Raw genomic sequence first — 24,001 nt, forward strand, 5'->3', positions numbered from 1 at the left:
TTTTGCAAAACATATTAATCATCGGTGCGGGTAAAGGCGGATATGCACTTTTGAGGCTGTTTGAACAGGCTGATTACCTTCAAGTAAAAGGAATCGTCGATATTGATGAAAATGCTCCTGGAATGCAATATGCAAAAAAGCATCATATTCATACTTATACCGATTGGAAACCCCTCTTAAATGGTGATATCCAAATTATAATTGATGTTACAGGAAGTAAAGAAGTATTTTTAGAACTACTTTCGAAACGTCCAGTAACTACAGTTTTAATCCCTGGTGAAATTGCAAATTTAATTGTTACGTTAGTAGAAGAAAAGAATAAATTTATCCAAATATTAGATAGTAAAAAAATGATTCAAGAACTTATTTTTAACTCAATTGAAGAAGGCATGATTGGAATCAATGAAAAAGGAATTGTAAATTTCTTTAATAAAAGTGCTTCTAAAATGACGAAAGTTTCTATAGAAGATGCCATTGGAAGACATGTATATGATGTTATTTCACAAAGTGAATTGCCTAGAATTTTTGATTCTGGTCAAATTGAGTTAAATAAAGAACTAATTCTTGAAAGCGGTACCAAAATAGTAACTTCACGATATCCAATGATTAATGAGCAAGGTAAAAAAATCGGAGCATTTGCAGTCTTTAAAGACATTTCAGAAGTTGTTAGGCTTGCAGAAGAAATAACCGACCTTACGGAAATACAAACAATGCTTGAAGCGATAATTCAGTCTAGTGAAGATGCGATATCTGTAGTGGATGAGGAAGGAAAAGGTATTCTCATCAATCCTGCATATTCTCGTATTACCGGTTTAAGTGAAGAAGAAGTCATAGGAAAACCAGCAACTGCTGACATATCTGAAGGTGAAAGTATTCACTTGAAAGTTCTTCAAACTCGTAAGCCTATTCGAGGTGTAAATATAAGAGTAGGTAAACAGAAAAAAGACGTTATTGTGAATGTTGCTCCAATTATTGTTAACAACCTTCTAAAAGGAAGTGTTGGGGTAATTCACGATATGACGGAAATCCGCTCGTTAATGAAAGAACTCGATCAAGCACGTACTCTTATCCGAAACCTAGAGTTAAGTTATTCATTTGAGGATATCTTAGGGAAATCAGAACAAATTCAACTTGCTATAAATCAAGCTAAGCTTGCTGCCAGTGTACCTATAACCGTTCTTCTAAGAGGAGAAGTCGGTTCAGGAAAAGAATTATTTGCTCACGCCATACATAGTGCAAGTAATCGAAGGCATAATCGATTCTTTCGAGTGAATTGTAGTTCTCAAGAAGAACATCTATTAGAACGTGAGTTATTTGGATATGAAGAAGACGGAGTAGTCTATTCAGGTTTATTTGATGAAGCAAATAACGGAACACTTTTCTTAGACGAAGTTGGTGAATTAACAAATAAGACTCAGGCTAAACTCTTAAGAGTACTTCGTGAGAATGCCTTTGTAAGAATAGGTGGAACCACATCAATTCCAGTGGATGTTCGTATTATCGCTGCAAGTTATTTTAATCTTGAAAAGTTAATGCGAGAAGGATTATTCCGAGAGGATTTCTACTTTCAGTTAAATCGTATGCCCATACATGTTCCTTCTCTAAGGGAAAGGAAGCAAGACATTTCTTCCATAGCAGAGCATTTATTAGTAAAATTAAATAAGGAATTTGGGCGTAATATTGAGGGGTTCACAAAATCAGCTATGGAAAGCTTAACGCTTTACGATTGGCCAGGGAACATACGAGAATTGGAGAACATAATTAGCCGAGCAATGATCTTTTTAGAAGCGCAAGATCGAATTGTTGAAGAACATCATTTGCCAAAATCGATCTTATCATTTTCGGAGAACGGCTTCAATGAGGCACAATTAGGAACACTTGCTGAACAAATGGATGAGATGGAGAAAAAAGTTTTGCTGAATGCTCTAAGAGTTTGTGGTGGAAATAAATCTCAAACAGCGAAAAAGCTAAACATTTCACTTCGTACCTTATATTATAAACTAGAGAAATATAATTTAGATTAAAGTGATATTTTGCATGGGGATGCTAAAATTACTTGAAATGTCAAAAGCTTCTACAAAGGGGTTTCAAACATATAAATTCAGTTAATTACATGGGGATGTATTTTACGAAAATAAATATTTTCGAAAAAATAAATAATTACTTAACTACTAGGAGGAACTACAGATGGAAATTTTCAAATATATGGAGACTTATGATTACGAGCAATTAGTTTTTTGTCAGGACAAAACTTCAGGATTAAAAGCAATTATTGCTATTCATGATACAACATTAGGACCAGCACTTGGTGGAACACGTATGTGGAATTATGCAACAGAAGAAGAAGCTATTGAAGATGCACTTCGTTTAGCAAAAGGAATGACTTATAAAAACGCAGCTGCGGGACTTAACTTAGGTGGCGGTAAAACTGTAATTATTGGTGATCCATTAAAAGATAAAAACGAAGAAATGTTCCGTGCTTTCGGTCGTTTTATTCAAGGATTAAACGGACGTTATATCACTGCTGAAGATGTAGGTACAACAGTAGAAGATATGGACTTAATACATGAAGAAACAAACTATGTAACAGGTATTTCAGAAGCATTTGGTTCTTCTGGTAATCCTTCTCCAGTGACTGCTTATGGCGTATACGTTGGGATGAAGGCAGCAGCGAAAGAAGCATTTGGATCCGACTCTCTTGAGGGTAAAACAGTTGCAGTTCAAGGTGTAGGAAATGTTGCATTTACACTTTGTGAGTTTCTACATAAAGAAGGGGCAAAACTAATTGTTGCGGATATCAACCAAGCTTCAGTTGACCGTGCTGTTAATGCATTCGGAGCTGTTCAAGTTGGTATTGATGAAATTTATTCACAAGACGTTGATATTTTTGCACCATGTGCACTTGGAGCAATTATTAATGACAACACAATCCCACAATTTAAAGCAAAAGTAATTGCAGGATCTGCAAATAACCAATTAAAAGATACAAAACATGGAGATATAATCCATGAAATGGGTATTGCATACGCACCAGATTACGTAATTAACTCAGGTGGAGTAATTAATGTAGCAGACGAATTATATGGTTATAACCACGACCGTGCTATGAAACGAGTAGCAGGAATTTACGATAAAATCGAACGTATTTTTGAAATTTCAAAACGTGACGGTATTCCAACGTATGTTGCAGCAGACAGATTAGCAGAAGAGCGCATTGCTCGTGTTGGCAAATCTCGTAGCCAGTTCTTACAAAATGGAAAACATATTATCACAGGACGTTAATACGAAACACAACTAATTTCATCATTTAAAAGAATGGCCGTCTTTCTTATGAAGCGGCCTTCTTAGATGAAATAAAAGGGGGATAACACTTTGGCAAAAGAATATGATGTTGTCATATTAGGTGGCGGTACAGGCGGGTATGTAGCTGCTATTCGTTCCGCTCAATTGGGATTGAAAACAGCAATTGTCGAAAAAGGAAAACTTGGCGGGACTTGTTTACATAAAGGATGTATTCCGAGTAAAGCATTGCTTCGAAGTGCTGAAGTTTATTCTACTACTAAAAACCATGCTGCTGAATTTGGAGTAAATACGTCGGAAGTAACACTTGATTTTAGCCGCGTGCAAGCAAGAAAAGAATCGATTGTAAACCAATTGCACCAAGGTGTTCAAGGCTTGATGAAAAAAGGGAAAATCGATGTTTTTGAAGGTACAGGAAGAATGCTTGGACCATCCATTTTCTCTCCTTCTCCAGGAGGAACAGTTTCAGTTGAAATGAATAATGGTGATGAAAATGAAATGCTAATTCCTAAAAATGTCGTTATTGCTACTGGTTCAAGACCAAGAACTTTACCAGGTTTAACAATAGACGGGACATTTGTTATGAGTTCAGATGAAGCATTAGCAATGACAGAATTACCGAAATCGATATTAATCGTCGGTGGAGGAGTAATTGGAATTGAATGGGCTTCAATGTTAAATGATTTTGGTGTGGAAGTGACCGTTATTGAATATGCGGATCGAATTATTCCTACGGAAGATAAAGATATTTCTAAAGAAATGCAAAAGCTCTTAGCTAAAAAAGGTATCACCTTTGCAACAAGTGCAAAAGTTCTTCCTGAAACACTTCAAATCGATAACAATTTAGTAACCATTTCTGCTGAGTTGAATGGAGAAGTAAAATCCTTCACAGCAGAGAAAATGCTTGTTTCAGTTGGTCGTCAAGCAAATATTGAAGGAATTGGAATAGAAAATACCGATATCGTTATAGAAAAAGGATTTATCCAAGTATCTGATACATTCCAAACGAAGGAATCACATATATATGCAATTGGTGATGTTATTGGAGGGCTTCAACTGGCACATGTTGCAAGTCATGAAGGTATTAATGCAATTGAACATATTGCTGGTAATGATGTTTCACCAATTGACTATAATTTAGTATCACGTTGCATTTATTCAAATCCAGAGGCTTCGAGCGTTGGTATTACAGAACAACAAGCAAAAGAACAAGGGTTTGAAGTGAAAGTTGGAAAATTCTCATTTAAAGCGATTGGTAAAGCACTTGTTTACGGAGAATCAGATGGCTTTGTAAAAATTGTTGCGGATAAAGCGACAAATGATATTTTGGGCGTTCATATGATTGGACCTCATGTTACAGATCTTATTTCTGAAGCAGGTCTAGCTATGGTATTAGATGCAACACCATGGGAAATCGCCCATACAATTCATCCACATCCAACTCTTAGTGAAGTTATGGGAGAAGCAGCTTTGGCTGTAGATGGTAAAGCAATTCACATGTAAAAGGAGGCAATGAAAATGACAACAAATCGTCATGAAGAATTAGGCTTAACAAATGAAGATGTCTTAAAAATGTTTGAAACGATGCTAATGGCGCGTCGTATTGATGAGCGTATGTGGTTATTAAACCGTGCTGGAAAAATACCTTTTGTTATTTCATGTCAAGGTCAAGAAGCGGCACAGGTTGGAGCTGCCTTTGCGCTTGATAATACAAAAGACTATATTGCACCATATTACCGTGATATGGGTGTTGTTTTACATTTTGGTATGACAGCTAGAGATTTAATGTTATCTGCATTTGCAAAAGCAGAAGATCCAAACTCTGGTGGTCGTCAAATGCCTGGACATTTTGGACAGAAGAAAAATAGAATTCTTACTGGTTCTTCCCCAGTTACAACTCAACTACCACATGCTGTTGGTGTAGCACTTGCTGCGAAAATTGAGAAGAAAGATTTTATTACTTTTGTAACTCTTGGTGAAGGTTCTTCAAACCAAGGAGATTTCCACGAAGGGTTAAACTTTGCAGGAGTTCACCAGTTACCATGTATCACAATGGTTGAAAACAATAACTATGCGATTTCTGTTCCATTTGATCGTCAAGTAGCAAGTAAAACTGTAGCAGATCGTGCTTCAAGTTACGGAATGCCTGGTGTGACAGTGGATGGGAAAGATCCAATTGCTGTTTATAAAGTAGTAAAAGAAGCGGCTGATCGTGCTCGTAACGGAGAAGGCCCAAGCTTAATCGAAGCAGTGACTTACCGTTTAACGGCCCACTCTTCAGATGATGATGATAGACAATACCGTACAGCGGAAGATATTGCAGAAGGAAAAGCATTAGATCCGCTAATTACGTTCGCGCAATACTTAAAAGAAACAAATGTATTAACGGATGAATTAGAAAAAGAAATAAATGACCGCATCATGAAAGAAGTAAATGAAGCGACTGATTATGCGGAAGAAGCTCCATATGCTGCTCCAGAAGATGCATTGAAGCATGTTTACGCAGAAAAAGATGGGGGGAACGCATAATGGCAGTAATGTCTTATATCGATGCAATTACACTTGCAATGAAAGAAGAAATGACTCGTGATGAACGCGTTTTTATCCTTGGAGAAGACGTTGGGCGCAAAGGTGGCGTATTTAAAGCAACAAATGGTCTATATGATGAGTTCGGAGAATACCGTGTGCTAGACACACCACTTGCCGAATCCGCTATTGCTGGAGTAGGTATTGGTGCTGCAATGTACGGGCTTCGTCCAATCGCAGAAATGCAATTTGCTGATTTCATTATGCCAGCTGTGAACCAAATTATTTCAGAAGCTTCCCGTATTCGTTACCGTTCAAATAACGACTGGACTTGTCCAATTGTTATTCGTGCTCCATTTGGTGGCGGTATTCACGGTGCTTTATATCATTCACAATCTGTAGAAGCAGTTTTTGCAAACCAACCGGGATTAAAAATTGTTATTCCTTCTACTCCATATGATGCAAAAGGATTATTAAAAGCGGCAATTCGCGATGAAGATCCTGTTATGTTCTTTGAGCACAAACGTGCTTATCGTCTGATTAAAGGGGAAGTTCCGGAAGAAGATTACACAATCGAAATCGGAAAAGCAGATGTTAAACGTGAAGGAGAAGATATTACGGTAATTACGTACGGTCTTGCTGTTCACTTTGCACTGCAAGCAGCTGAACGTTTAGAAAAAGACGGAATTTCTGTGCATGTTCTTGATTTACGTACAATCTATCCTTTAGATAAAGAAGGTATTATTGAAGCTGCATCTAAAACAGGAAAAGTACTTCTTGTTACGGAAGACAACAAAGAAGGTAGTATTATTGGTGAAGTCGCTGCAATTATTGCAGAAAACTGTCTATTCGATTTGGATGCACCGATTATGCGTCTTGCTGGTCCAGATGTTCCTGCTATGCCGTATGCGCCAACGATGGAAAAATTCTTTATGATTAATCCAGATAAAGTCGAAAAAGCAATGCGCGAGCTAGCTGCTTATTAGGAAGGAGGAACATATATGGCTCTAGAACAAATTAAAATGCCTCAACTTGGGGAAAGTGTAACAGAAGGTACGATTGAAAAATGGTTAGTGAAACCAGGCGATCATGTCAATAAATACGACGCTCTAGCAGAAGTAAACACAGACAAAGTAACTGCTGAAGTACCTTCTTCCTTTACAGGAGTTATTAAAGAACTAATTGCAAACGAAGGAGATACACTTGCAGTTGGTGAAATCGTTTGTACGATTGAAACTGAAGGTGGAGCTACAGCAGAAGTAGTGGAAGCGGCACCAGAGCAACCAACTGCTGAAACAGTAAAGCCAGCCGAAGTCCAAAAACACGCTGCTCCAATTCAACGTGAAAAAGGTGCAAAAGCACGTTATTCTCCTGCTGTATTAAAACTTTCACAAGAACATGGTATTGACCTTACTTTAGTGAATGGTACTGGCAATGAAGGGCGTATTACACGCAAAGATTTATTGAAAATCATTGAAAGCGGAGAAATTCCAGTAGCTGCTCCTGCAGAAACAATCACTGCTCAGGCACCTGTAGCATCTCAAGCTCCAGCAGCTGCTCCTGCACCAAAAGCTGCTGCACCGACAAATGTGCCGGTTTCAGTAGGAGACATCGAAATACCAGTAACAGGTGTTCGTAAAGCAATTGCTGCGAATATGCTAAGAAGTAAACATGAAGCTCCACATGCTTGGACGATGATTGAAGTGGATGTAACGAGTTTAGTACAATACCGCGACTCCATTAAAAATGAGTTCAAGCAAAAAGAAGGCTTTAATGTGACGTACTTTGCTTTCTTCGTAAAAGCAGTTGCGCAAGCATTAAAAGAATTCCCGATGATGAATTCCATGTGGGCTGGCGATAAAATCGTACAGAAGAAAGACATAAATATTTCTATCGCCGTTGCTACAGATGATGCACTTTTCGTTCCTGTTATCAAAAACGCTGATGAAAAAACGATTAAAGGAATCGCTCGTGAAGTTAATGAACTTGCTGCAAAAGTTCGTTCTGGTAAATTAAAATCAGACGAAATGCAGGGTGGCACATTCACTGTAAACAATACTGGTTCATTTGGTTCTGTTCAGTCGATGGGTATTATCAATTACCCACAAGCAGCGATTCTTCAAGTTGAATCAATCGTGAAACGTCCTGTTATTATGGATGGTGGAATGATTGCTGCTCGTGATATGGTAAACCTATGTCTATCATTAGATCACCGCGTACTAGATGGCTTAGTTTGCGGACGCTTCTTAGCACGTGTGAAAGAAATTTTAGAAAACATTACAAAAGAAAATACATCTGTATATTAATAGATGAAAACGGAGCGTTCCCTAGCGGGAAATGCTCCGTTTTTTTGTGTGTGAAAAAAATAGTTGGAAAAATGAATTGTTTAGTTGGAAAACTTGAAATGTAAGATTTCTTCAAGTCCATTTCATTTACTTTTTGAAAACGGTTCGTTAGCATTAATATTAAACAAAGACAACTAATCTTATAATCGAAATATAGGGAGGAAACGAAAATGAAACTAAGTGTACTCGATCAAGCCCCCATTACGAAAGGTAATACTGCAGAAGTGGCATTAAAAAATGCGGAAGAATTAGCAATATTAGCAGATGAACTTGGCTACCATCGTATGTGGATGGCAGAACATCATGGAACGGGTGCTTTTGCTAGTTCTGCCCCAGAAGTAACCGCTGCTCACTTAGCAGCAAAAACAACTAATCTTCGAATAGGAACTGGTGGTGTCATGATGATGCATTATTCACCACTAAAGCTAGCAGAAGTATTCAAAACACTAAGTGCCTTTTCTCCAGGTCGAATTGATTTTGGAGTAGGTCGTGCACCTGGTGGAGATAATTATGCGATGTATGCACTCTCAGAAGGTCGTCCTCCAATGGTCAATAATATGTATGAAAAATTAGCAATAGCATTAAAACTATTAAATGACGAAGTGCCTGAAGAAAGTCTATATAACAAAACAATTGCAACTCCAGCAAATATCGTATTACCAGAGGCATGGTTGCTAGGTTCTACTGGGAACAGTGCAATTCAAGCTGGTAGATTGGGTCTTGGATATTCATTTGCACAATTTTTCCAAGGGGGAATGACACCAGCGATACTAGAAGCGTATCGTACGAATTTTAAACCTTCTGTGTTTATGGAGAAACCAGAAATTAACGTAACGTATTTAGTGACTGCTGCTGAAACGAAAGAAGAAGCAGAGTTCGAAGCGTTACCACAGGATATTGCACGTTTATCACTAATGAAAGGTCAAATTCATCAAATATTATCTCCAGAAGAAGCACAAAATTATCCATTAACAGAAATGGATCGCATGATGATTCAAGAAAATCGTAAAATTCATTTAGTCGGTTCTGCAAAAGAAGTGGCGACGGTTTTACAAGAAGAACAAGCACATTATGGATTTGATGAAGTAATGATTTGTAGTATTCCACACTCACAGGAAAAAAGATTGAACGTTTACCGACTATTGGCAGAGGAATTATTATAATTGGTAACTATTAAGATACGCTTAAAATAGCGATAAAAATGCAGACATATTTCAATGGGAAGGCTTAAATATAAAGCTGATATAGACTGGGTGGATGAGATTCCGCTCACTAAGAACAAGTTAGCTGGAGAAATTACAGACGTTTTTTCTGACATTTCCAATAAAAACTTCAATGATGGTATGGCAAATAAATTACCAGTAGGTGCAAAAATTTATTCTGCAAAAGAGCGAGGGGATATATTAATTGTGGAAATACGATGAAAAAGTAAAAAAATACTTAGCACTTGTTGAAGGATAAATATAGCATATGTATGGATAATCATATTAGAGTAATTGTAAGGAAGCTACAATTTTACAGGAGGAAATGATGATGACAACATTTAATATTAACTTTAGCAAAACGGCGCTAGTATTAATTGATTTACAAAAAGGTATTGTTGCAATGCCTGGAGGCAATGAAGTAGTTCAAAAAGCAGAAAAACTTGTCCAACTATTCCGAGAAAATGAAGGATTTATTAGTTTTGTAAAGGTTGATTTCCATGATGGAAAAGACGCTCTCCAGCCTGCATTAGACAATCAAGCGGCTCGTTCTTCTGGAGATCGACCAAAAGATTGGGCTGTATTAGATCCACGGTTAAATGTGACCGAAAATGATTATGTTGTAACAAAACGCCAGTGGGGAGCTTTTTTTGGAACGGATCTAGATATACAGCTTAGAAGACGAGGAGTTGAAACGATTGTACTTTGCGGAATTTCAACAAATATAGGTGTGGAAAGTACAGCACGCGAAGCATATCAACTTGGTTATAATCAAATCTTTATTACAGATGCAATGACAGCATTTAGTCAAGAAGAACATGAAATGTCTGTACGCTTCATTTTTCCAAGAATAGGTAGACTTCGAACAACCGCCGAATTTCTTGAACAGGTGAGATGATATAAAGGGTACGGGGCTAACTTGTATCATTTCTTGAAGTCATTAGAATGAATCAATTCCATATTAATAAAGAATCCTGATAGATTAATCTATCAGGATTCTTTATTTTTCTTATTTCTACCTTAAGAATATATGAATTATATCATGCTGTAATAATTTAATGCTCGGCTTCACTGTTTTTTCATTTACCAGAATGAGCCCCTCACGGATTTTTGTTGTGATTAAGGTCCTGCTCCAGTCCGGTATTTGGTTCGCAAGAAGGGAATCGAGGCGTTGAGAGCCTCGAATATTATTAATACTAATTTGGACTTCTAATATCCCTGCTTCCATATACACAGGGATCGGTAGCTCAGTTAACACATTCACTTTTTGGAAAATAGCTTTTCCAAGGACCCTTTCATGCTTTCTACAATTTTTGTAAATATCTAATTTTTTATTCCACGTATGATTATTTTCGCATTTATAAATTGCAAAACGGTATATATACTTACCATTGGAGTTATGCCTTCGGATATTTGTATCTGTAAATGTGGAATTCTTTCCGCACATTTTACAGTGTCTAATTTCCGTTCGAACTCTTTCCTCCTGTAGAATTTCCCAATTATGAAAAACAATTGTCATATCCTTCACCTCTTATAAGATAAAGGAACAATGGCATCCGTTTGGACGTTGGCAGTTCTATATTTACTTTTGAAAAACAAAAAAGAGATCCCATTTATAGGATCTCTTCAAGCATACAAAACTACTGGTTTGCGCTTGTTCCCTTGTAATGGTAAATGGGCAGACTAATCCCTTGGTTAAAAACAGTAAGTTTTTTCAAGAAATAGTACTATCCAATTTGATTGTCCATTACAAAGTAAAATTTGGCATACTGGTTTTGTATCCTTTCTTCCAAACAGATTAGATACATTGTAGCATATCTTCCATATTGTTGAAAGACTTATTTGAATAGTCCGAATTGAAATGATGAAATATAGTACTGGTAAAATGATCAATTAAATGTAATTTAGTAAAATGCGATACATATTTCAGTACAGCAAACGGTCATTCGTTGAAGTAGATAGTATTGACAGTATATTTTTTAGTTGATATAGTAATTAAAATATTCCAATAAGTGAAACACTTTGAATGGGATTGTTAAGGATATTTCTATTTTTAAGAGAGCTGCTATATGCTGAAATGCAGTCAAGGTTAGTCACGTTTTATTACAAGCCTAGAAGAGCGGTACCACGTTAGGGATAGCCTATCGTCTCTTTATGAGATGGTAGGTTTTTTGTGTTTTCTAGAATTATTTAATGGAGTGATACAAATGGTAGTACGTTTGAATTTTTAAAAATGGAATTCAATTGTTATATCATTAAGTAATAAGGTGTTAGAAAATTTGCGTAAATAGAATGAGGGTGATATTAAATGCAACAGATAAAACAAATTATAGAAAAATTAAAACTGAATGTACTTTCCATTGAAGATGTACTAGATTCTTTTAGCTCAACTGTTTATAAAATAAAGCAGGTTAATCAGCAAATAGTTTATCTTAAAATTCCCTATTCTAAAGTGAAATTAGAACGTGAATATGAGGCGTTAGAAATATTAAGTGGTGCGATTCCAGTACCTAGGCTATTAGAATTTTGGGAAGGGAACGATGAAATACCAGGTGCACTTCTACTATCGGCAATTAAAGGGGAACCTATGTCTGAAAAAGTTGATGAAAAACTAGCTTTTGATATTGGTGTTAACCATGCAAAATTGCATAACGTCAGACCACAACAAAACACTACTTATCAGGGGATTTCAAATGTATATGATCAATGGTCAACATTTCTTGAAACACATTTTTATGGTTTTGCAGAAGAAGTAAAAGGTGTGATACCAGAAGATTTATTTAAACAATCAATAGAACTATTTGAAGAGCAACGAAAATTTCTTCCTCATCCAGATGGACCGAGCTTTATACATATGGATTTTCGTCCAGCAAATATAATTATCCAAAATAATCAAGTGTCAGGTATCATTGATTTTGAAAGTGCCCGCTTTGGATCGACAGAAATGGATTTTACAAAAATTAATCGTGATATTTTTATGAAAAATCCTAGGACACTAGAAGCTTTTCAAAAGGGTTACAAAACAATTCGTCCCATAATAGATTTAAAAGTTGTATTACCATTTTATCGTTTTACCGATGCATTTAATTCATTAGGTTGGTGTAAAAAACGTGGAATACAAAAGCATAAGCAATTTTTTAATGAAAACTATGTCATTTTAAAATCTATTCTCATGAATGAACGGTAGTTAAACAAAGAATAGTTGAAATTAGAAAAGCAGAAAGGAGTCGCTCTCTTTGTATGTACTATTTATAGGTGTAAAAATTCAATTAGTAAGGAGGTATAATAGGAAAGACGTCGAAGTTGTTAATAAAGCATATAGTCAGGTTTTCAATGAATGTATATATACCGGTACAGACATAGAGGTGGAAACAGGTTTTATTACAGCAAAAGGAATTGCATTTCCAGAGTTCACCGTAGAAACAAGCAGACAAGTTGGTTTGATAAAAGACAAAGATCAGGCAGAATCGGTATTAAGATTTTGTAGGGGACAAAGTAATTAAGGGTTTGAAAATCTTGGGCTGTTTAGTGAGCTCTTTTTTTATTGTATGAAAGGGGAGTAAAAATAAATGAAAAGAGTAGATGTTGCATATGTTCTTCTGTTTGATGAACTTGAACAGAATGTATTAATGGTAAAAAACAAAGGTAAAGGGTCCTCTTACTATACACCTCCAGGTGGGGCAGTCGAAAATGGAGAAACACTTATAGAAGCTACCATCCGTGAAGTAAAAGAGGAGACGGGGCTAGATGTACAAGTAGAGGGTGTTTTCTCAGTGGGGGAAGCATTTTTTGAAGAAAGGGGACACCATGCTATCTTCTTTACTTTTGTCGGAAAAATAATCGGTGGTAAAATAGAAATATCTTTTCCGGAAGAAATTGAGGAAGTAACATGGATGGAACTAAAACAAGCAGAAAAATATATACATATTTCAAGTGGATTTGAAGGGCTAATATTGGACAGAAATACAGTTCCATATATTTTAAGGGAAGTTGAAAAAAAGGGGTGATTACTTGAAATTTATTTTAAATTTAACTACTGCAATTACATTCGGCTTTATTGGGTTTTTAGTTTTTGGCGGAATAATTGCGTTTGTAGGCTATGAAGGAGCAGGTATTTTAATTGCAATTATTTTCATTATTTTATTGACGATCATCATTAACCTACTAATAAAAATTAACAATAACATAGAAAAGTTGAATCAGAAATAATACAGTGCTGTTCTAGTGTTTTGTGCTACATAAGAAACCAAAAGATTTACTACTGGAGAAATATCGATATAGTGAACGATGTATTTTTACTTCGAAAGGGTATAATAAATAAACTGGAGATTTTATTTTAAATAGAAGAAAAATAAGATACAAAAGAGATGGTGATTCAATGACAAAAAGAAATGAGAGAGAAACAGGATGGAATTTCGATAACAGTTATGCCCGACTTCCAGATCCATTTTTTACAAGCCTTGATCTTAACCCTGTGCATGCACCAAAGTTAGTGATGTTCAATGATAAACTGGCAACTTCGCTAGGGTTGAACATCGAGGCATTACAAAGTGACGATGGTGTAGCAGTTCTTGCAGGTAATGAGATACCCGAAGGTGCTTCGCCTCTTGCTCAAGCTTATGCGGGACATCAATTCGGGCATTTCAATATGTTAGGAGACGGCCGGACCATTTTACTTGGCGAGCAGATCACGCCTACTAATGAGCGATTTGATATTCAACTTAAAGGAGCAGGAAGAACCCCATATTCCCGCGGTGGAGATGGCAGAGCTGCCCTCGGTCCTATGTTAAGAGAGTACATTATTAGCGAAGCAATGCATGGTCTGGGCATTCCTACTACTCGGAGCCTAGCAGTGGTGACGACGGGTGAACCAGTAATCCGCGAAACCAACTTACCTGGTGCAATTTTAACACGAGTAGCTGCCAGTCATTTACGTGTAGGAACTTTTCAATATGCTGCCCAATGGGGTACCATAGAAGATCTTCAGTTATTGGCAGATTATACATTAGAACGACACTTTCCAGAAATTCAATCTGCACCAAATCGCTATCTTGCCTTACTTCAGGAAGTGATCAAGCGTCAAGCAGAGCTAATTGCCAAGTGGCAACTAGTTGGTTTTATTCATGGCGTGATGAACACGGACAACATGTCGATTAGTGGAGAAACCATTGATTATGGTCCTTGTGCTTTCATGGATGTCTATAATCCTGCAACGGTATTCAGTTCTATTGACATTCAAGGCCGTTATGCATATGGCAATCAGCCTAAGATTGCAGGTTGGAATCTTGCGCGATTTGCTGAAAGTCTATTACCACTCTTACATGATAATGAAGAAGAGGCGCTTAAGCTTGCTCAAGATGCTATTCAAGTTTTTCCAGAGCTGTATCATTTCAATTGGTTAACAGGAATGAGAGCAAAATTAGGTATGTTCAATGAAGAGGCACAAGATGATGCACTCATAGATGAACTTCTTGGTTTGATGTTAAAATATCAGGCAGATTATACGAATACGTTCCGCGCGATAACTGTTGATAAACTGGAGGATACGGATCTGTTCGACTCGAAAGAATTTGCTCATTGGTATGAGCAGTGGCAGGAAAGACTAAGTAGACAACAGGAATCTAAAGCTGCAGTACAGCAGTTAATGCAAAATAGCAATCCTGCGGTAATTCCTCGAAACCATCGAGTAGAAGAAGCGTTAGCCGCCGCAGAGCAGGGAGAATTTAATGTAATGGAGCAGCTTCTCCATGTTCTTTCAAGACCCTTCGCATACTCCTCTGAACAAGCTGAATACTGTAAATTGCCTGCGCAATCTAACGGTCATTACAAAACCTTTTGTGGAACATAAAATAAATGCTTCAAATATGACTCAGAATATTGCATGTAGCAGTCTTATATGAATAATTTAGGGATAGTTAAATTCCTACTTTACTCATTTAACTATTCTTTAAGAGGTGTCTTTCTATGTTTGGAAAGACACCTCTTAAAGTTGTTGCAATTAATCTGTGTTATGTAGTGCATTTTACAAATTACGCGTAACATTTTACGCGTTACTCGCAATATTATAGGCGTTTTCGCAATATCGAATGTGCTACTCGCAACATTCCGATCCATATGCGCAATATATAAGTTGTGTGCAACATTATAAAGCATAATAGCGGTGAAAAATTCTCCATTTAGATAATGAGTTGTCCAAAAGTGAATTGGTTTTCAGTCTGAGAATAATTTAAAATAAGAGTCCAAATGAAATGGATCAAAACAAAATATTTCATTCTCAAAATTGCATGTATGGTATAATTCTAAGGTTGTAGTTTTTCATACAGTTTTTTGAAATTATATTATCGTAATCTTTGTTGAGGCAGACATAAGTCAGATTCTCCTAGTACCGATAATTTTGTTAGGGAGGGGGAGGAATCTATTGTTAGAAACATTTTTAGTTAATATCTTATTTTTAGTTTTACCGATCCTGTTAATTGTTGTATTTTTTGATAATAAAAAGAAAAATGACCAATTGGTTATCCTCTTTTTTTTCGCTGCTTCCATGATTCTATGCATGGTTTATCCAATTAAATTAGAACTTGGTTTTCTTTTTGATTTGAGGTATGTCCCATATATTATAGTTGGTCTATATGGCGGTTATAAAGGATTATTCCCGCTTTTTCTCATTTTAAATGTATATCGTATTTTCCTTGGTGGAAACGGTACGTTTAATTCATTTGCAACTTCTACAGTAATTTTTATACTATTGCCGTTAATGACTAAAAGATTTAATGGATATAATACAAAAATGCGAATAATCACTGGAGTAAGTGCTGCAGTTTTCATCATGATTATTTATCTACTATTATTATCTTCATATTTTGAAGTACTAAATGAAGAGTATTGGACATTAACCTTTTATGCAATAACAACCCATGGAATTGTCATAGCCATTGATTTAATTATGATTGAAAAAATCATTGCTAACATTAAAAATCGTGAAAATTTTCTCCAAGCGGAACAATTCCATGTCATAAGTGAGCTTTCTGCTAGTGTCTCTCATGAAATTCGAAATCCTCTAACAGTGACTAAAGGATTTCTGCAATTATTGAATGTATCAAAAACTGTCCAGGACGAAGATAAAGTATATTTAGACTACTCTTTAAAAGAATTGATTCGAGCTGAAAATATTTTAAATGATTATTTAGCGTTTGCTAAACCTCAATCAGAGCATATGGTACAATCCAATTTTAAAAAAGAGTTTGAATATGTTAAAAATGTATTGTTACCATTAGCCAATCTCAATAATGTGGAAATATCCTATCATTTTTCCAATACTCTCAAGAAAAAGTTTGATCAAAACCAGTTAAAACAATGTCTGATCAACTTATTGAAAAACGCGATTGAAGCAATGAAGGAAGATGGAGGTAATCTCGTCATCGAAGTAACTGATCAAGGAAAGAATATAGTTATTCGGATACAAGACACCGGTATTGGAATGTCAAAAGAAGAGATCCTTCAATTAGGAAAGCCATACTATTCTAATAAAAAAGAAGGAACCGGTCTTGGAATGATGATGGTTTATGGAACGATCGGAAAAATGAAAGGAAGAATTGATGTACAGAGTAAAAAAGGCGAAGGAACAACCTTTACTATTACTATCCCAACATAAAAAACAAGGGAACATAGGATAGCCTGAACATCTGTAACCCATATTCAGTTTGTCTTCTTACTAGTTTATAACAGACAAACTTCCGTTATAAGAATTCCATAAAAAATGTAGAAGGAAGTAATGGTTCCACTTCTTTCTACATTTTTTATTGCCATTATAATTACTTTCGTTAAATTATTGGTTTTACCCAAAGTTTTGAAAAGTCTACATACCCAAAATGTTTAATATTTATATTCATTAAGTCAGCGGAAAAAGGAATATGGCGTTTGGAATAATATAATGGGATCATGATAGATTCTTTAATTAATGCTTCTTCAACAGTTAGATTTAGGGATGTCCATTTTTCAAATGGAGTATAAAGGTATTCCTTAATATAACTGTTTAACCTTATATCCTTTTTTAGAATGTAAGCTAATTTTGAATACCCATTAAGTAGGAAATAAAAGAAAGAAAAGTTTTGATTCATCTCGAACACCTCTCCGTGTATAAAAAGATCAACTTCCTCATTTTCTGTATTGTTAGAAACTGTATCCTTAAATGAAACCCATTTTGTAATGATGGGAATTCCTTCTTCTTCCAAGATATCTTTTAGCCACATCGATGTATTTTCAGTATAACTCGTTAGCTTTAAAACAAGAGGCTCTGAAAGTATAGGCTTTTTAACCATTGGGAGAGTATTAATTTTACTTTCACGGAGACATCCTTGATGATTAGGCAATTTACGAGAATCTACATTGCTTATTTTATGTCGGTTTTTCGCAATAATATAGTGTAAATAATCACGAACTTCCTTGTGTTGTATAGGAGAATTTCGAAAAGAATTCATAATAACTAATCCGAATCCAGAATCACTTTCTACTTGAAAGGTCGACTGAGATTCTACTTGAGCAGATGAACGATACACAACATCGAAATCTTGAGGCACTTGTACGAATTCAACTACATCTAATAATGGTCTTTCTCCAAAGTATTCCTTGAATGCTACCAATGTAGTTTTAGTCTCGTTATTATCTTCAATATAAAAACTACCTGTACCAACTACCTCACCATTATTTTCTTTATATATACTGGCATTCATCGTCCCAAGCAATTGTAAACAATAACTACATCCGCTTGGATAATACAGATCAATTATTAGAGGAGCTGCTACAATTATTTTTTGGATAGGTTCCCACAATTCTTGATACTGTTTATAGTTGCGTAATTTGTTTAAGCATAAGACCACATCTTCAGCAGTTAATATAGAACCATCATGGAATTTAATATCTTTTTTTAAGTAAATTCGAACTTTCGTGGAAGTAATGTCCCAGCTATGTGCCAGTTCAGGTAAAACAATTCCTTGTTCATCTACAGTAACTAAACGATTATAAACATTAGCAACCATGCTGGCACTATTGACATCTGCAGCTTCTAAAGGATGTATGGTCAAAAATGGATATCTTCTTGGAATAACAAGTTTATCATTTGTTGTTTGAACGTATCCAAATTTGGAGCGAAACTTATTCATGAGACGAAGTTTGCTATCTGACGACCAATCAAATATTAAATACTTACTACTTAGTTCTACAGGTTCTTCATCAATTATTTTAGTAACTTGTTCTTCAAAAATAGCTTCCACATTTTTTAACCACTTAAGTTTGGAAACATTGCCTCTTCCCCGTCCCGAAGTATATTGTAGCCATCCTTCAGAAGACCATTTTTGAATATAACGTACAGTTTGTTTCGTACTTAATTGAAGAATTTCTGCAACGTCTTCATGTTTAATACCTCCTGATGGCACAGAGGTCCATAATGTCAATAAATGTTTATCCATCCAATGTATTCTCCTTATAAATAAGTGGTCATAAAAATAAATAATGTCCATTTTTAAATTAATGCGTCTAGTTTAATATACATAAGACAGAGGAGGGACACAACATGAAATGGAAAAAATATCCGCAAAATATTAAAGTTCGTCTTATTACATCTTTTTTTAATCGTGCAGTATCATCTGCAGTAATGCCATTCATGGCCTTATTTTTCTCTCAAGAAATGAATAAGGTTTGGGCAGGACTATTTCTAGTATTTACAGTGATCATTAGCTTTTTTGTTAACTTGATTGGAGGTTATATTTCGGATCGCTTCCCACGAAAGAAAGTATTGGTGTTTACCTCTTTCTTAAGCGCATTGATGTTTTTATTAATGACAATTAGTTTATTGCCTAAAGAGAATATAATTGGTCTTTTTGCTTTCTCTTATGTTGCATACATTGTAACAAGTAGTCTTGGGAGACCCGCGATGCATGCTATAATTATTGACTCTACAACATCTGAAAATAGAAAAGAAGTGTATGCACTCGATTATTGGCTTGTGAATTTATCCATGGCTATAGGAGCTGCATTAGGTGGTTTGTTATATGTAAATCATCAAATTGAGCTATTTGCATTACTCACGATTACATCTTCTAGTCTACCAATTGCCTATCAGATTTGGTTAATAGATGAAAATTCTAAAAGAATAGAAAAGCAACATCAAAATGTGTTTATGGATTTAATACAGAACTATAAAGTTGCTTTTCAAGATATGCCTTTTGTTAAAGTAGTAGTTGGCTCTATGTTTATCTTTGCTGCTGAATTCTCGTTGAATAGTTATATTGGAGTTCGTTTAGCAGAAACCTTTAAAACTGTACATATTGGAAACTTTGAGGTAGCAGGGGTTCGCATGTTAAGTATTCTCAATATAGAAAATATGCTTCTTGTAGTTTGCTTTACGTTTTTCATCAATAAAATTACCGATCGTTTTAACAAGAGGAAGGTTTTGTTAATTGGGCTCATTGTTTATAGTGTTGGGTATATTACAGTAACTTCTGCTAACATTTGGTACATACTAGTGTTGTTTAATTTCATTGCAACAATAGGTGAACTTATCTATTCTCCAGTTAGAAATGCGGAGCAAGCAAATATGATGCCTGCTGATAAAAGGGGATCTTACTCTGCATTCTCCAATTTCTCATTTAGTGGCGCTGACTTAATCGCTCGCTCATCGATTATTGTTGGTGCATATTTAATTCCTACAATGATGTCTGTTTATATAGGGGTTTTACTAATGATTGGAATCTCCCTCTTATACACAGGAATATTTTTAAAAAAACCTACCACAAAGAAAATAAAGGAATCGTTAGCGAATTTATAGAATATAAAACTGTAACAGAAAAATGAAATCTTTAAAGCTTAGAATGAGTAGAAACGTAGCGTTGCAAGTTATAATTGTAAATTATTTAGGAGTGTCGATTCTCAAAAGATAAGAAAGTATGTCAGGTACTACTCACTAAATGGATTGTAGTGAAAGGTGGCGACTCCAGCGGGAGGCCAACAGGATGTTGGTCTCGAAGGCGTTGCCACACGATGTGGCGCTCTTAGTCTTTGTTCCTCTGTGAGACAGATGCGCCATCACAACGAACGCGTAGCGGCGGTGAGGGCTCATCGCTCACCCCGCGGAACGCGTCCACCTGAAACGGAAATCCGGGTATTATTTATGAACACTGGTTTCTCTGGACGATAATCCATCATTGTTCATATTAAGCAATTATAAATCGTCCCCTACATATTTGTTGATTGGAGCGTAGGAGGCGACTTCTGCGTGAATAGCAGATGTTTTCTGCACCGAAAGCGAAGCGGCAGGTACTTGAGCGGAAGGTCCCCGCAGGAACGCAGTGACGATGAGACTGAAGCCATGCCCGCGAAAAAGCGTCCGCCATACCGGAAAGCAACGACATTCATATGCTACTCTTCTTGAAAGGACCTGGCGCATTTTTGTCCGGTTTTTCGCATATTATCGTTTGGAACAACGAAATCGAGTGGTAAGCTTTGGGAAACAACTGGTGGTGTATTTTCCTGTCCCGATTTTTCTTACATACTAATCAAATATTATTTAAAAGGAGATTTGAGAAAATGAAAACTGAAAAAGAGAAAATGCTGAATGGCGAGCTTTATATTGCTGCAGACCCTAAATTACTAGAAGATAGAATAAACGCTCGGAAGCTAACCAGATTATACAATCAAACACTTGAAACAGAAGAGGTTTATAGAGCAGAAATATTAAAAGAATTGCTCGGTTCAACAAAGAAAAATTTATTTATAGAACCAACTTTTCGATGTGATTATGGTTACAACATACATGTTGGGGAGAACTTCTATGCCAATTTTGATTGTGTATTTTTAGATGTATGTGAAATACGAATAGGTGATAACTGCTTTATAGCACCAGGCGTACACATCTATACGGCGACTCATCCACTGAATCCAACTGAAAGAATATCGGGTGTAGAATATGGGATACCGGTAAATATTGGTCACAATGTTTGGATTGGTGGAAGAGCGGTTATTAATCCTGGAGTTAAAATAGGTAATAATGTCGTCATCGCCTCTGGTTCCGTCGTTACAAAAGATATTCCAGATAATGTTGTGGTTGGAGGAAATCCTGCAAAAATAATTAAACAAATTGAAGTAGATTTACTTACTTAAAACACCATATGAAATATAACACTCAAGAGAAAGCCGATCATTAGAAATATTACTAGAAGACTCGTCGGGACAACGCGAATATTATTCAAAATAAACTCTTTTACACTTGTAATCGCAATCATCCCAATGGATGTCCCTAAAAGAACACTTTGTGCCCTTATAGTGAGATTCGCGTGAAGTCCAATCCAAATAAAAGTGCTAAAGCAAACCGATAAGCTGATGAAACAAACAAATAACATCATTATTTTTTTACCTTGTGAGAGAAATGCTGAAGTAAGTGCAAATCCTTCTGGGACATGGTGTAGAATTGTTGAAGTTGTAATGGATACAGCGATAGTAGAATTCCCAAGCAAATTTCCGATAGACAAGCTTATTGGGATCGTATGTATGAATAAGGCAAGTATAAGCAAGGAGATGGAAGGTTTACGTGATTTAGATGTAAAGAAAAGGTTGTTCACCACTGCGAGAAAAATATATCCGATAAGTACTCCGAGAACAATTCCTGATAATTGGTTCATTTTTAATGCAGATGGAATTATATCTAGAGTTAGTAAACCTACTAAAAATCCCCCGCATAATAGTGCCAATCCTTCACTTGAACCATGAAATATTTTAGAAACTATCCATGCGATACCGCCACCTGCACTGACACTTAAAAAAAGAAATTCACCAAGAATGAACGCATCCAACTTAAGCACTCTCCAACCAAAATTATTAGTAATTCTGTCTACAAAATATATGCATATTGTTTATAGATATGAGCATGTGTAAAATGAAGATAGTACGAATGATTTTACAAGGGGGAAGCGAAAGCGTTCACATGACTATTCAAAAGATGAAGGAAACGACATTTAAAGAAGCTACGCTTGCAGAATGGGAGCAAGTTGCTATTAAATCCTTAAAAGGAAAAACATTTGAGTCTCTTTTGACAAAAACATTAGAAGAAATTATTTTGAAACCGCTTTATTCTATAGCGGATTTAGAAGATATTCCTACGAATCAAACTAATATTGTTCGCCAAACAAAACAATCTTCTAGGTGGCTAGTAGCTCAAACTGTGATTGGAAACACTGTTGAAGAGATTTTAGCAGACATGAAAGACTCACTAGCAAAAGGAAATGATGTGATCAACTACAAACTAGATCTAAAGCATAAGTGGTCTTCATCTGATTTAGAGGAACTGAAAACTATATTAGAAGGACATACTGTTTTACTAGATGTATCAAGTGATCCTTCGTTTTTACATAATTTTACTGATATGCAAGGAATGATAAAGGGTGTAGGAGCACATCAATTCACAACAGCCCGTACTTTTTTCTTAGATGGGTCGCGTATCCATAAATTCGGCGGAGATGCTGTAAGTGAGCTTGCAAGCGTTCTTGTACAAGCGGATGCCTTTGTAGATGCTTCTGATCTTGATCAACTTAGTAAAAAAGGATTTGTCCAATTTTCAGTTGATACGAATTTTTTCATGGAAATTGCTAAAATTCGCGCATTTCGCATTCTTTGGAAGGCATTTGGTGAAGCTCATGGGAATTCAGAAATTGCTGCTATTCCAGTACACGCTGAAACTTCTTTACGGTCATTCTCAACACTTGATTCGAATGTAAATATTCTTCGAGCAGGTAATAGTGCACTTGCAGCAGTACTTGGAGGAGCTGACAGTGTTACAACTTATCCACATGATTATTTAACTGGTGCCAATCCAACATCTAAACGAATCGCTCGTAATATGCAATTAGTACTGAAAGAAGAAACACATATTAACCAAGTACTAGATGCACCTGGAGGCTCTTATTATATAGAAACATTAACGAAAGAACTTGTGGAAAAAAGTTGGACATACTTTTTAGAGCTAATGAATGAAAGTACATTGGAAGAAAGAGAATTAAAGCTAAATGAACGAGCAACTCTTAAATGGGAACAGCAACTAGCTTCACTTGCTACTCGTAAAAAATCACTTATTGGAACAAATGTATATGCGAATCCAGAAGATAATTTGGAAAATACAATTGTTCAAACAGATTACAAACGTCTTGCAGAGCCTTTTGAACAAATGCGTAAAGCATTAAAAGACAATCCACTTAATACTGCAATTATTCCTTTTGGAATTCTGAAAGAGTACAAAGCACGTATGGATTTTGTTAGTGGTTATTTAATCGCTTTAGGAGTTTCTCCAATAGTTGCTCCAGAAAACTTAAAACCATTCGATCTTCAAAAATGGATCGATGAACAAGCAATTGACTATGTTGTATTTGTTGGAAATGATGAACAAACAGCTGGTCTCGTCCCGGCCTTATTAAATGAGCAATTGTCTGTTCCAATGGACGTAGCTGGTAAATTTGAAGAGTATGAAGATTGGTTAGATGCTGGACTTTCCGGAAGAATTTTTGCTGGTCAATCCCTTCTTGAAAAAGGTAATGCATTATTAGCACTTGCAAAAAAGGAGGATTCTCATGACAACGCCTAATTACT

General features: G+C 35.9%; 21 protein-coding genes. 18 read left to right on the forward strand and 3 right to left on the reverse strand.

Going from position 1 to position 24,001, the window contains the following annotated elements:
• The first annotated feature begins 2 nt into the window (after positions 1 to 2).
• The 9 genes from ACFVR1_RS11610 (at position 3) to ACFVR1_RS11650 (ending at position 10,271) form a co-directional block, all read left to right on the forward strand.
• Positions 3 to 2,024, forward strand: coding sequence for a sigma 54-interacting transcriptional regulator (locus ACFVR1_RS11610; protein ID WP_387584168.1), 2,022 nt, complete (start codon positions 3 to 5; stop codon positions 2,022 to 2,024).
• Positions 2,025 to 2,187: 163 nt separating this feature from the next.
• Complete coding sequence (gene bcd / locus ACFVR1_RS11615) at positions 2,188 to 3,282, forward strand: branched-chain amino acid dehydrogenase (RefSeq protein WP_387584169.1); 1,095 nt, start codon at positions 2,188 to 2,190, stop codon at positions 3,280 to 3,282.
• Positions 3,283 to 3,372: 90 nt separating this feature from the next.
• Complete coding sequence (gene lpdA / locus ACFVR1_RS11620; protein ID WP_387584171.1) at positions 3,373 to 4,803, forward strand: dihydrolipoyl dehydrogenase; 1,431 nt, start codon at positions 3,373 to 3,375, stop codon at positions 4,801 to 4,803.
• 15 nt (positions 4,804 to 4,818) lie between these two features.
• A complete protein-coding gene (locus tag ACFVR1_RS11625; protein WP_387584172.1) occupies positions 4,819 to 5,829 on the forward strand; it encodes a thiamine pyrophosphate-dependent dehydrogenase E1 component subunit alpha in 1,011 nt (336 codons plus the stop codon).
• A complete protein-coding gene (locus tag ACFVR1_RS11630) occupies positions 5,829 to 6,812 on the forward strand; it encodes an alpha-ketoacid dehydrogenase subunit beta (protein WP_387584174.1) in 984 nt (327 codons plus the stop codon). The genes ACFVR1_RS11625 and ACFVR1_RS11630 overlap by 1 nt, the downstream gene beginning before the upstream one ends.
• 15 nt (positions 6,813 to 6,827) lie before the next feature.
• Positions 6,828 to 8,132 (forward strand): dihydrolipoamide acetyltransferase family protein, encoded by a 1,305-nt coding sequence (locus ACFVR1_RS11635; protein ID WP_387584175.1) that lies wholly within the window; start codon positions 6,828 to 6,830, stop codon positions 8,130 to 8,132.
• 209 nt (positions 8,133 to 8,341) lie between these two features.
• Positions 8,342 to 9,334: an LLM class flavin-dependent oxidoreductase gene (locus ACFVR1_RS11640; protein WP_387584177.1), complete on the forward strand. Its 993-nt coding sequence runs from the start codon at positions 8,342 to 8,344 to the stop codon at positions 9,332 to 9,334.
• Between the two features lie 54 nt (positions 9,335 to 9,388).
• The gene (locus tag ACFVR1_RS11645) at positions 9,389 to 9,595 is read left to right on the forward strand and encodes a hypothetical protein (RefSeq protein ID WP_387584179.1); all 207 of its coding nucleotides are present in this window, start codon (positions 9,389 to 9,391) and stop codon (positions 9,593 to 9,595) included.
• Positions 9,596 to 9,701: 106 nt separating this feature from the next.
• Positions 9,702 to 10,271 carry an isochorismatase family protein gene (locus tag ACFVR1_RS11650; RefSeq protein ID WP_387584180.1) on the forward strand — a complete coding sequence of 190 codons (570 nt, stop codon included), beginning with the start codon at positions 9,702 to 9,704 and terminating at the stop codon, positions 10,269 to 10,271.
• A 117-nt stretch (positions 10,272 to 10,388) separates the two neighbouring features.
• Here the strand turns inward: ACFVR1_RS11650 and ACFVR1_RS11655 are convergent, their stop codons facing one another.
• Entirely contained in the window at positions 10,389 to 10,892 is a 504-nt protein-coding gene (locus ACFVR1_RS11655; RefSeq protein ID WP_387584181.1) for a S4 domain-containing protein, read from the reverse strand.
• A 789-nt stretch (positions 10,893 to 11,681) separates the two neighbouring features.
• Here ACFVR1_RS11655 and ACFVR1_RS11660 point away from each other — a divergent pair.
• The 6 genes from ACFVR1_RS11660 to ACFVR1_RS11685 all read left to right on the forward strand — a co-directional run bounded on the left by ACFVR1_RS11660 (position 11,682) and on the right by ACFVR1_RS11685 (position 17,024).
• Complete coding sequence (locus tag ACFVR1_RS11660) at positions 11,682 to 12,560, forward strand: aminoglycoside phosphotransferase family protein (RefSeq protein ID WP_387584183.1); 879 nt, start codon at positions 11,682 to 11,684, stop codon at positions 12,558 to 12,560.
• A gap of 49 nt (positions 12,561 to 12,609) precedes the next feature.
• A complete protein-coding gene (locus ACFVR1_RS11665) occupies positions 12,610 to 12,876 on the forward strand; it encodes a hypothetical protein (protein WP_387584185.1) in 267 nt (88 codons plus the stop codon).
• Positions 12,877 to 12,942: 66 nt separating this feature from the next.
• A complete protein-coding gene (locus ACFVR1_RS11670) occupies positions 12,943 to 13,380 on the forward strand; it encodes an NUDIX hydrolase (RefSeq protein WP_387584187.1) in 438 nt (145 codons plus the stop codon).
• A 4-nt stretch (positions 13,381 to 13,384) separates the two neighbouring features.
• On the forward strand, positions 13,385 to 13,582 hold the full coding sequence (locus ACFVR1_RS11675) for a hypothetical protein (RefSeq protein WP_387584189.1): 198 nt from the start codon (positions 13,385 to 13,387) through the stop codon (positions 13,580 to 13,582).
• Positions 13,583 to 13,751: 169 nt separating this feature from the next.
• Complete coding sequence (locus tag ACFVR1_RS11680; RefSeq protein ID WP_387584190.1) at positions 13,752 to 15,221, forward strand: protein adenylyltransferase SelO; 1,470 nt, start codon at positions 13,752 to 13,754, stop codon at positions 15,219 to 15,221.
• A 570-nt stretch (positions 15,222 to 15,791) separates the two neighbouring features.
• The gene (locus ACFVR1_RS11685; RefSeq protein WP_387584192.1) at positions 15,792 to 17,024 is read left to right on the forward strand and encodes an ATP-binding protein; all 1,233 of its coding nucleotides are present in this window, start codon (positions 15,792 to 15,794) and stop codon (positions 17,022 to 17,024) included.
• A 169-nt stretch (positions 17,025 to 17,193) separates the two neighbouring features.
• On the opposite strand, the gene ACFVR1_RS11690 is transcribed toward ACFVR1_RS11685, so the two are convergent.
• The gene (locus tag ACFVR1_RS11690; RefSeq protein WP_387584194.1) at positions 17,194 to 18,837 is read right to left on the reverse strand and encodes an ABC transporter substrate-binding protein; all 1,644 of its coding nucleotides are present in this window, start codon (positions 18,835 to 18,837) and stop codon (positions 17,194 to 17,196) included.
• Between the two features lie 104 nt (positions 18,838 to 18,941).
• Between ACFVR1_RS11690 and ACFVR1_RS11695 the strand changes: the two genes are divergently transcribed.
• Entirely contained in the window at positions 18,942 to 20,195 is a 1,254-nt protein-coding gene (locus ACFVR1_RS11695) for an MDR family MFS transporter (RefSeq protein ID WP_387584196.1), read from the forward strand.
• Positions 20,196 to 20,953: 758 nt separating this feature from the next.
• Positions 20,954 to 21,526 carry a maltose acetyltransferase domain-containing protein gene (locus ACFVR1_RS11700; RefSeq protein ID WP_387584198.1) on the forward strand — a complete coding sequence of 191 codons (573 nt, stop codon included), beginning with the start codon at positions 20,954 to 20,956 and terminating at the stop codon, positions 21,524 to 21,526.
• On the opposite strand, the gene ACFVR1_RS11705 is transcribed toward ACFVR1_RS11700, so the two are convergent.
• Positions 21,523 to 22,224, reverse strand: coding sequence for a ZIP family metal transporter (locus tag ACFVR1_RS11705; RefSeq protein ID WP_387584199.1), 702 nt, complete (start codon positions 22,222 to 22,224; stop codon positions 21,523 to 21,525). The genes ACFVR1_RS11700 and ACFVR1_RS11705 overlap by 4 nt on opposite strands.
• Positions 22,225 to 22,298: 74 nt before the next feature.
• On the opposite strand from ACFVR1_RS11705, the gene ACFVR1_RS11710 reads away from it, so the two are divergent.
• A complete protein-coding gene (locus ACFVR1_RS11710; protein WP_387584200.1) occupies positions 22,299 to 23,996 on the forward strand; it encodes a methylmalonyl-CoA mutase family protein in 1,698 nt (565 codons plus the stop codon).
• Positions 23,997 to 24,001 lie beyond the last annotated feature (5 nt).

This window comes from Psychrobacillus sp. NPDC058041 (assembly GCF_042885655.1).
Classification (GTDB): domain Bacteria; phylum Bacillota; class Bacilli; order Bacillales_A; family Planococcaceae; genus Psychrobacillus.

Excerpts from the sequence above, each read along its gene's own strand:
- bcd (WP_387584169.1), top strand. The coding sequence starts at position 2,188 with ATGGAAATTTTCAAATATATGGAGACTTATGATTACGAGCAATTAGTT.
- ACFVR1_RS11690 (WP_387584194.1), bottom strand. The coding sequence starts at position 18,837 with ATGGATAAACATTTATTGACATTATGGACCTCTGTGCCATCAGGAGGT.
- ACFVR1_RS11660 (WP_387584183.1), top strand. The coding sequence starts at position 11,682 with ATGCAACAGATAAAACAAATTATAGAAAAATTAAAACTGAATGTACTT.
- ACFVR1_RS11695 (WP_387584196.1), top strand. The coding sequence starts at position 18,942 with ATGAAATGGAAAAAATATCCGCAAAATATTAAAGTTCGTCTTATTACA.
- ACFVR1_RS11645 (WP_387584179.1), top strand. The coding sequence starts at position 9,389 with ATGGGAAGGCTTAAATATAAAGCTGATATAGACTGGGTGGATGAGATT.
- ACFVR1_RS11630 (WP_387584174.1), top strand. The coding sequence starts at position 5,829 with ATGGCAGTAATGTCTTATATCGATGCAATTACACTTGCAATGAAAGAA.
- ACFVR1_RS11655 (WP_387584181.1), bottom strand. The coding sequence starts at position 10,892 with ATGACAATTGTTTTTCATAATTGGGAAATTCTACAGGAGGAAAGAGTT.
- ACFVR1_RS11640 (WP_387584177.1), top strand. The coding sequence starts at position 8,342 with ATGAAACTAAGTGTACTCGATCAAGCCCCCATTACGAAAGGTAATACT.
- ACFVR1_RS11625 (WP_387584172.1), top strand. The coding sequence starts at position 4,819 with ATGACAACAAATCGTCATGAAGAATTAGGCTTAACAAATGAAGATGTC.
- ACFVR1_RS11650 (WP_387584180.1), top strand. The coding sequence starts at position 9,702 with ATGATGACAACATTTAATATTAACTTTAGCAAAACGGCGCTAGTATTA.
- ACFVR1_RS11635 (WP_387584175.1), top strand. The coding sequence starts at position 6,828 with ATGGCTCTAGAACAAATTAAAATGCCTCAACTTGGGGAAAGTGTAACA.
- ACFVR1_RS11670 (WP_387584187.1), top strand. The coding sequence starts at position 12,943 with ATGAAAAGAGTAGATGTTGCATATGTTCTTCTGTTTGATGAACTTGAA.
- ACFVR1_RS11710 (WP_387584200.1), top strand. The coding sequence starts at position 22,299 with ATGAAGATAGTACGAATGATTTTACAAGGGGGAAGCGAAAGCGTTCAC.
- ACFVR1_RS11680 (WP_387584190.1), top strand. The coding sequence starts at position 13,752 with ATGACAAAAAGAAATGAGAGAGAAACAGGATGGAATTTCGATAACAGT.
- ACFVR1_RS11700 (WP_387584198.1), top strand. The coding sequence starts at position 20,954 with ATGAAAACTGAAAAAGAGAAAATGCTGAATGGCGAGCTTTATATTGCT.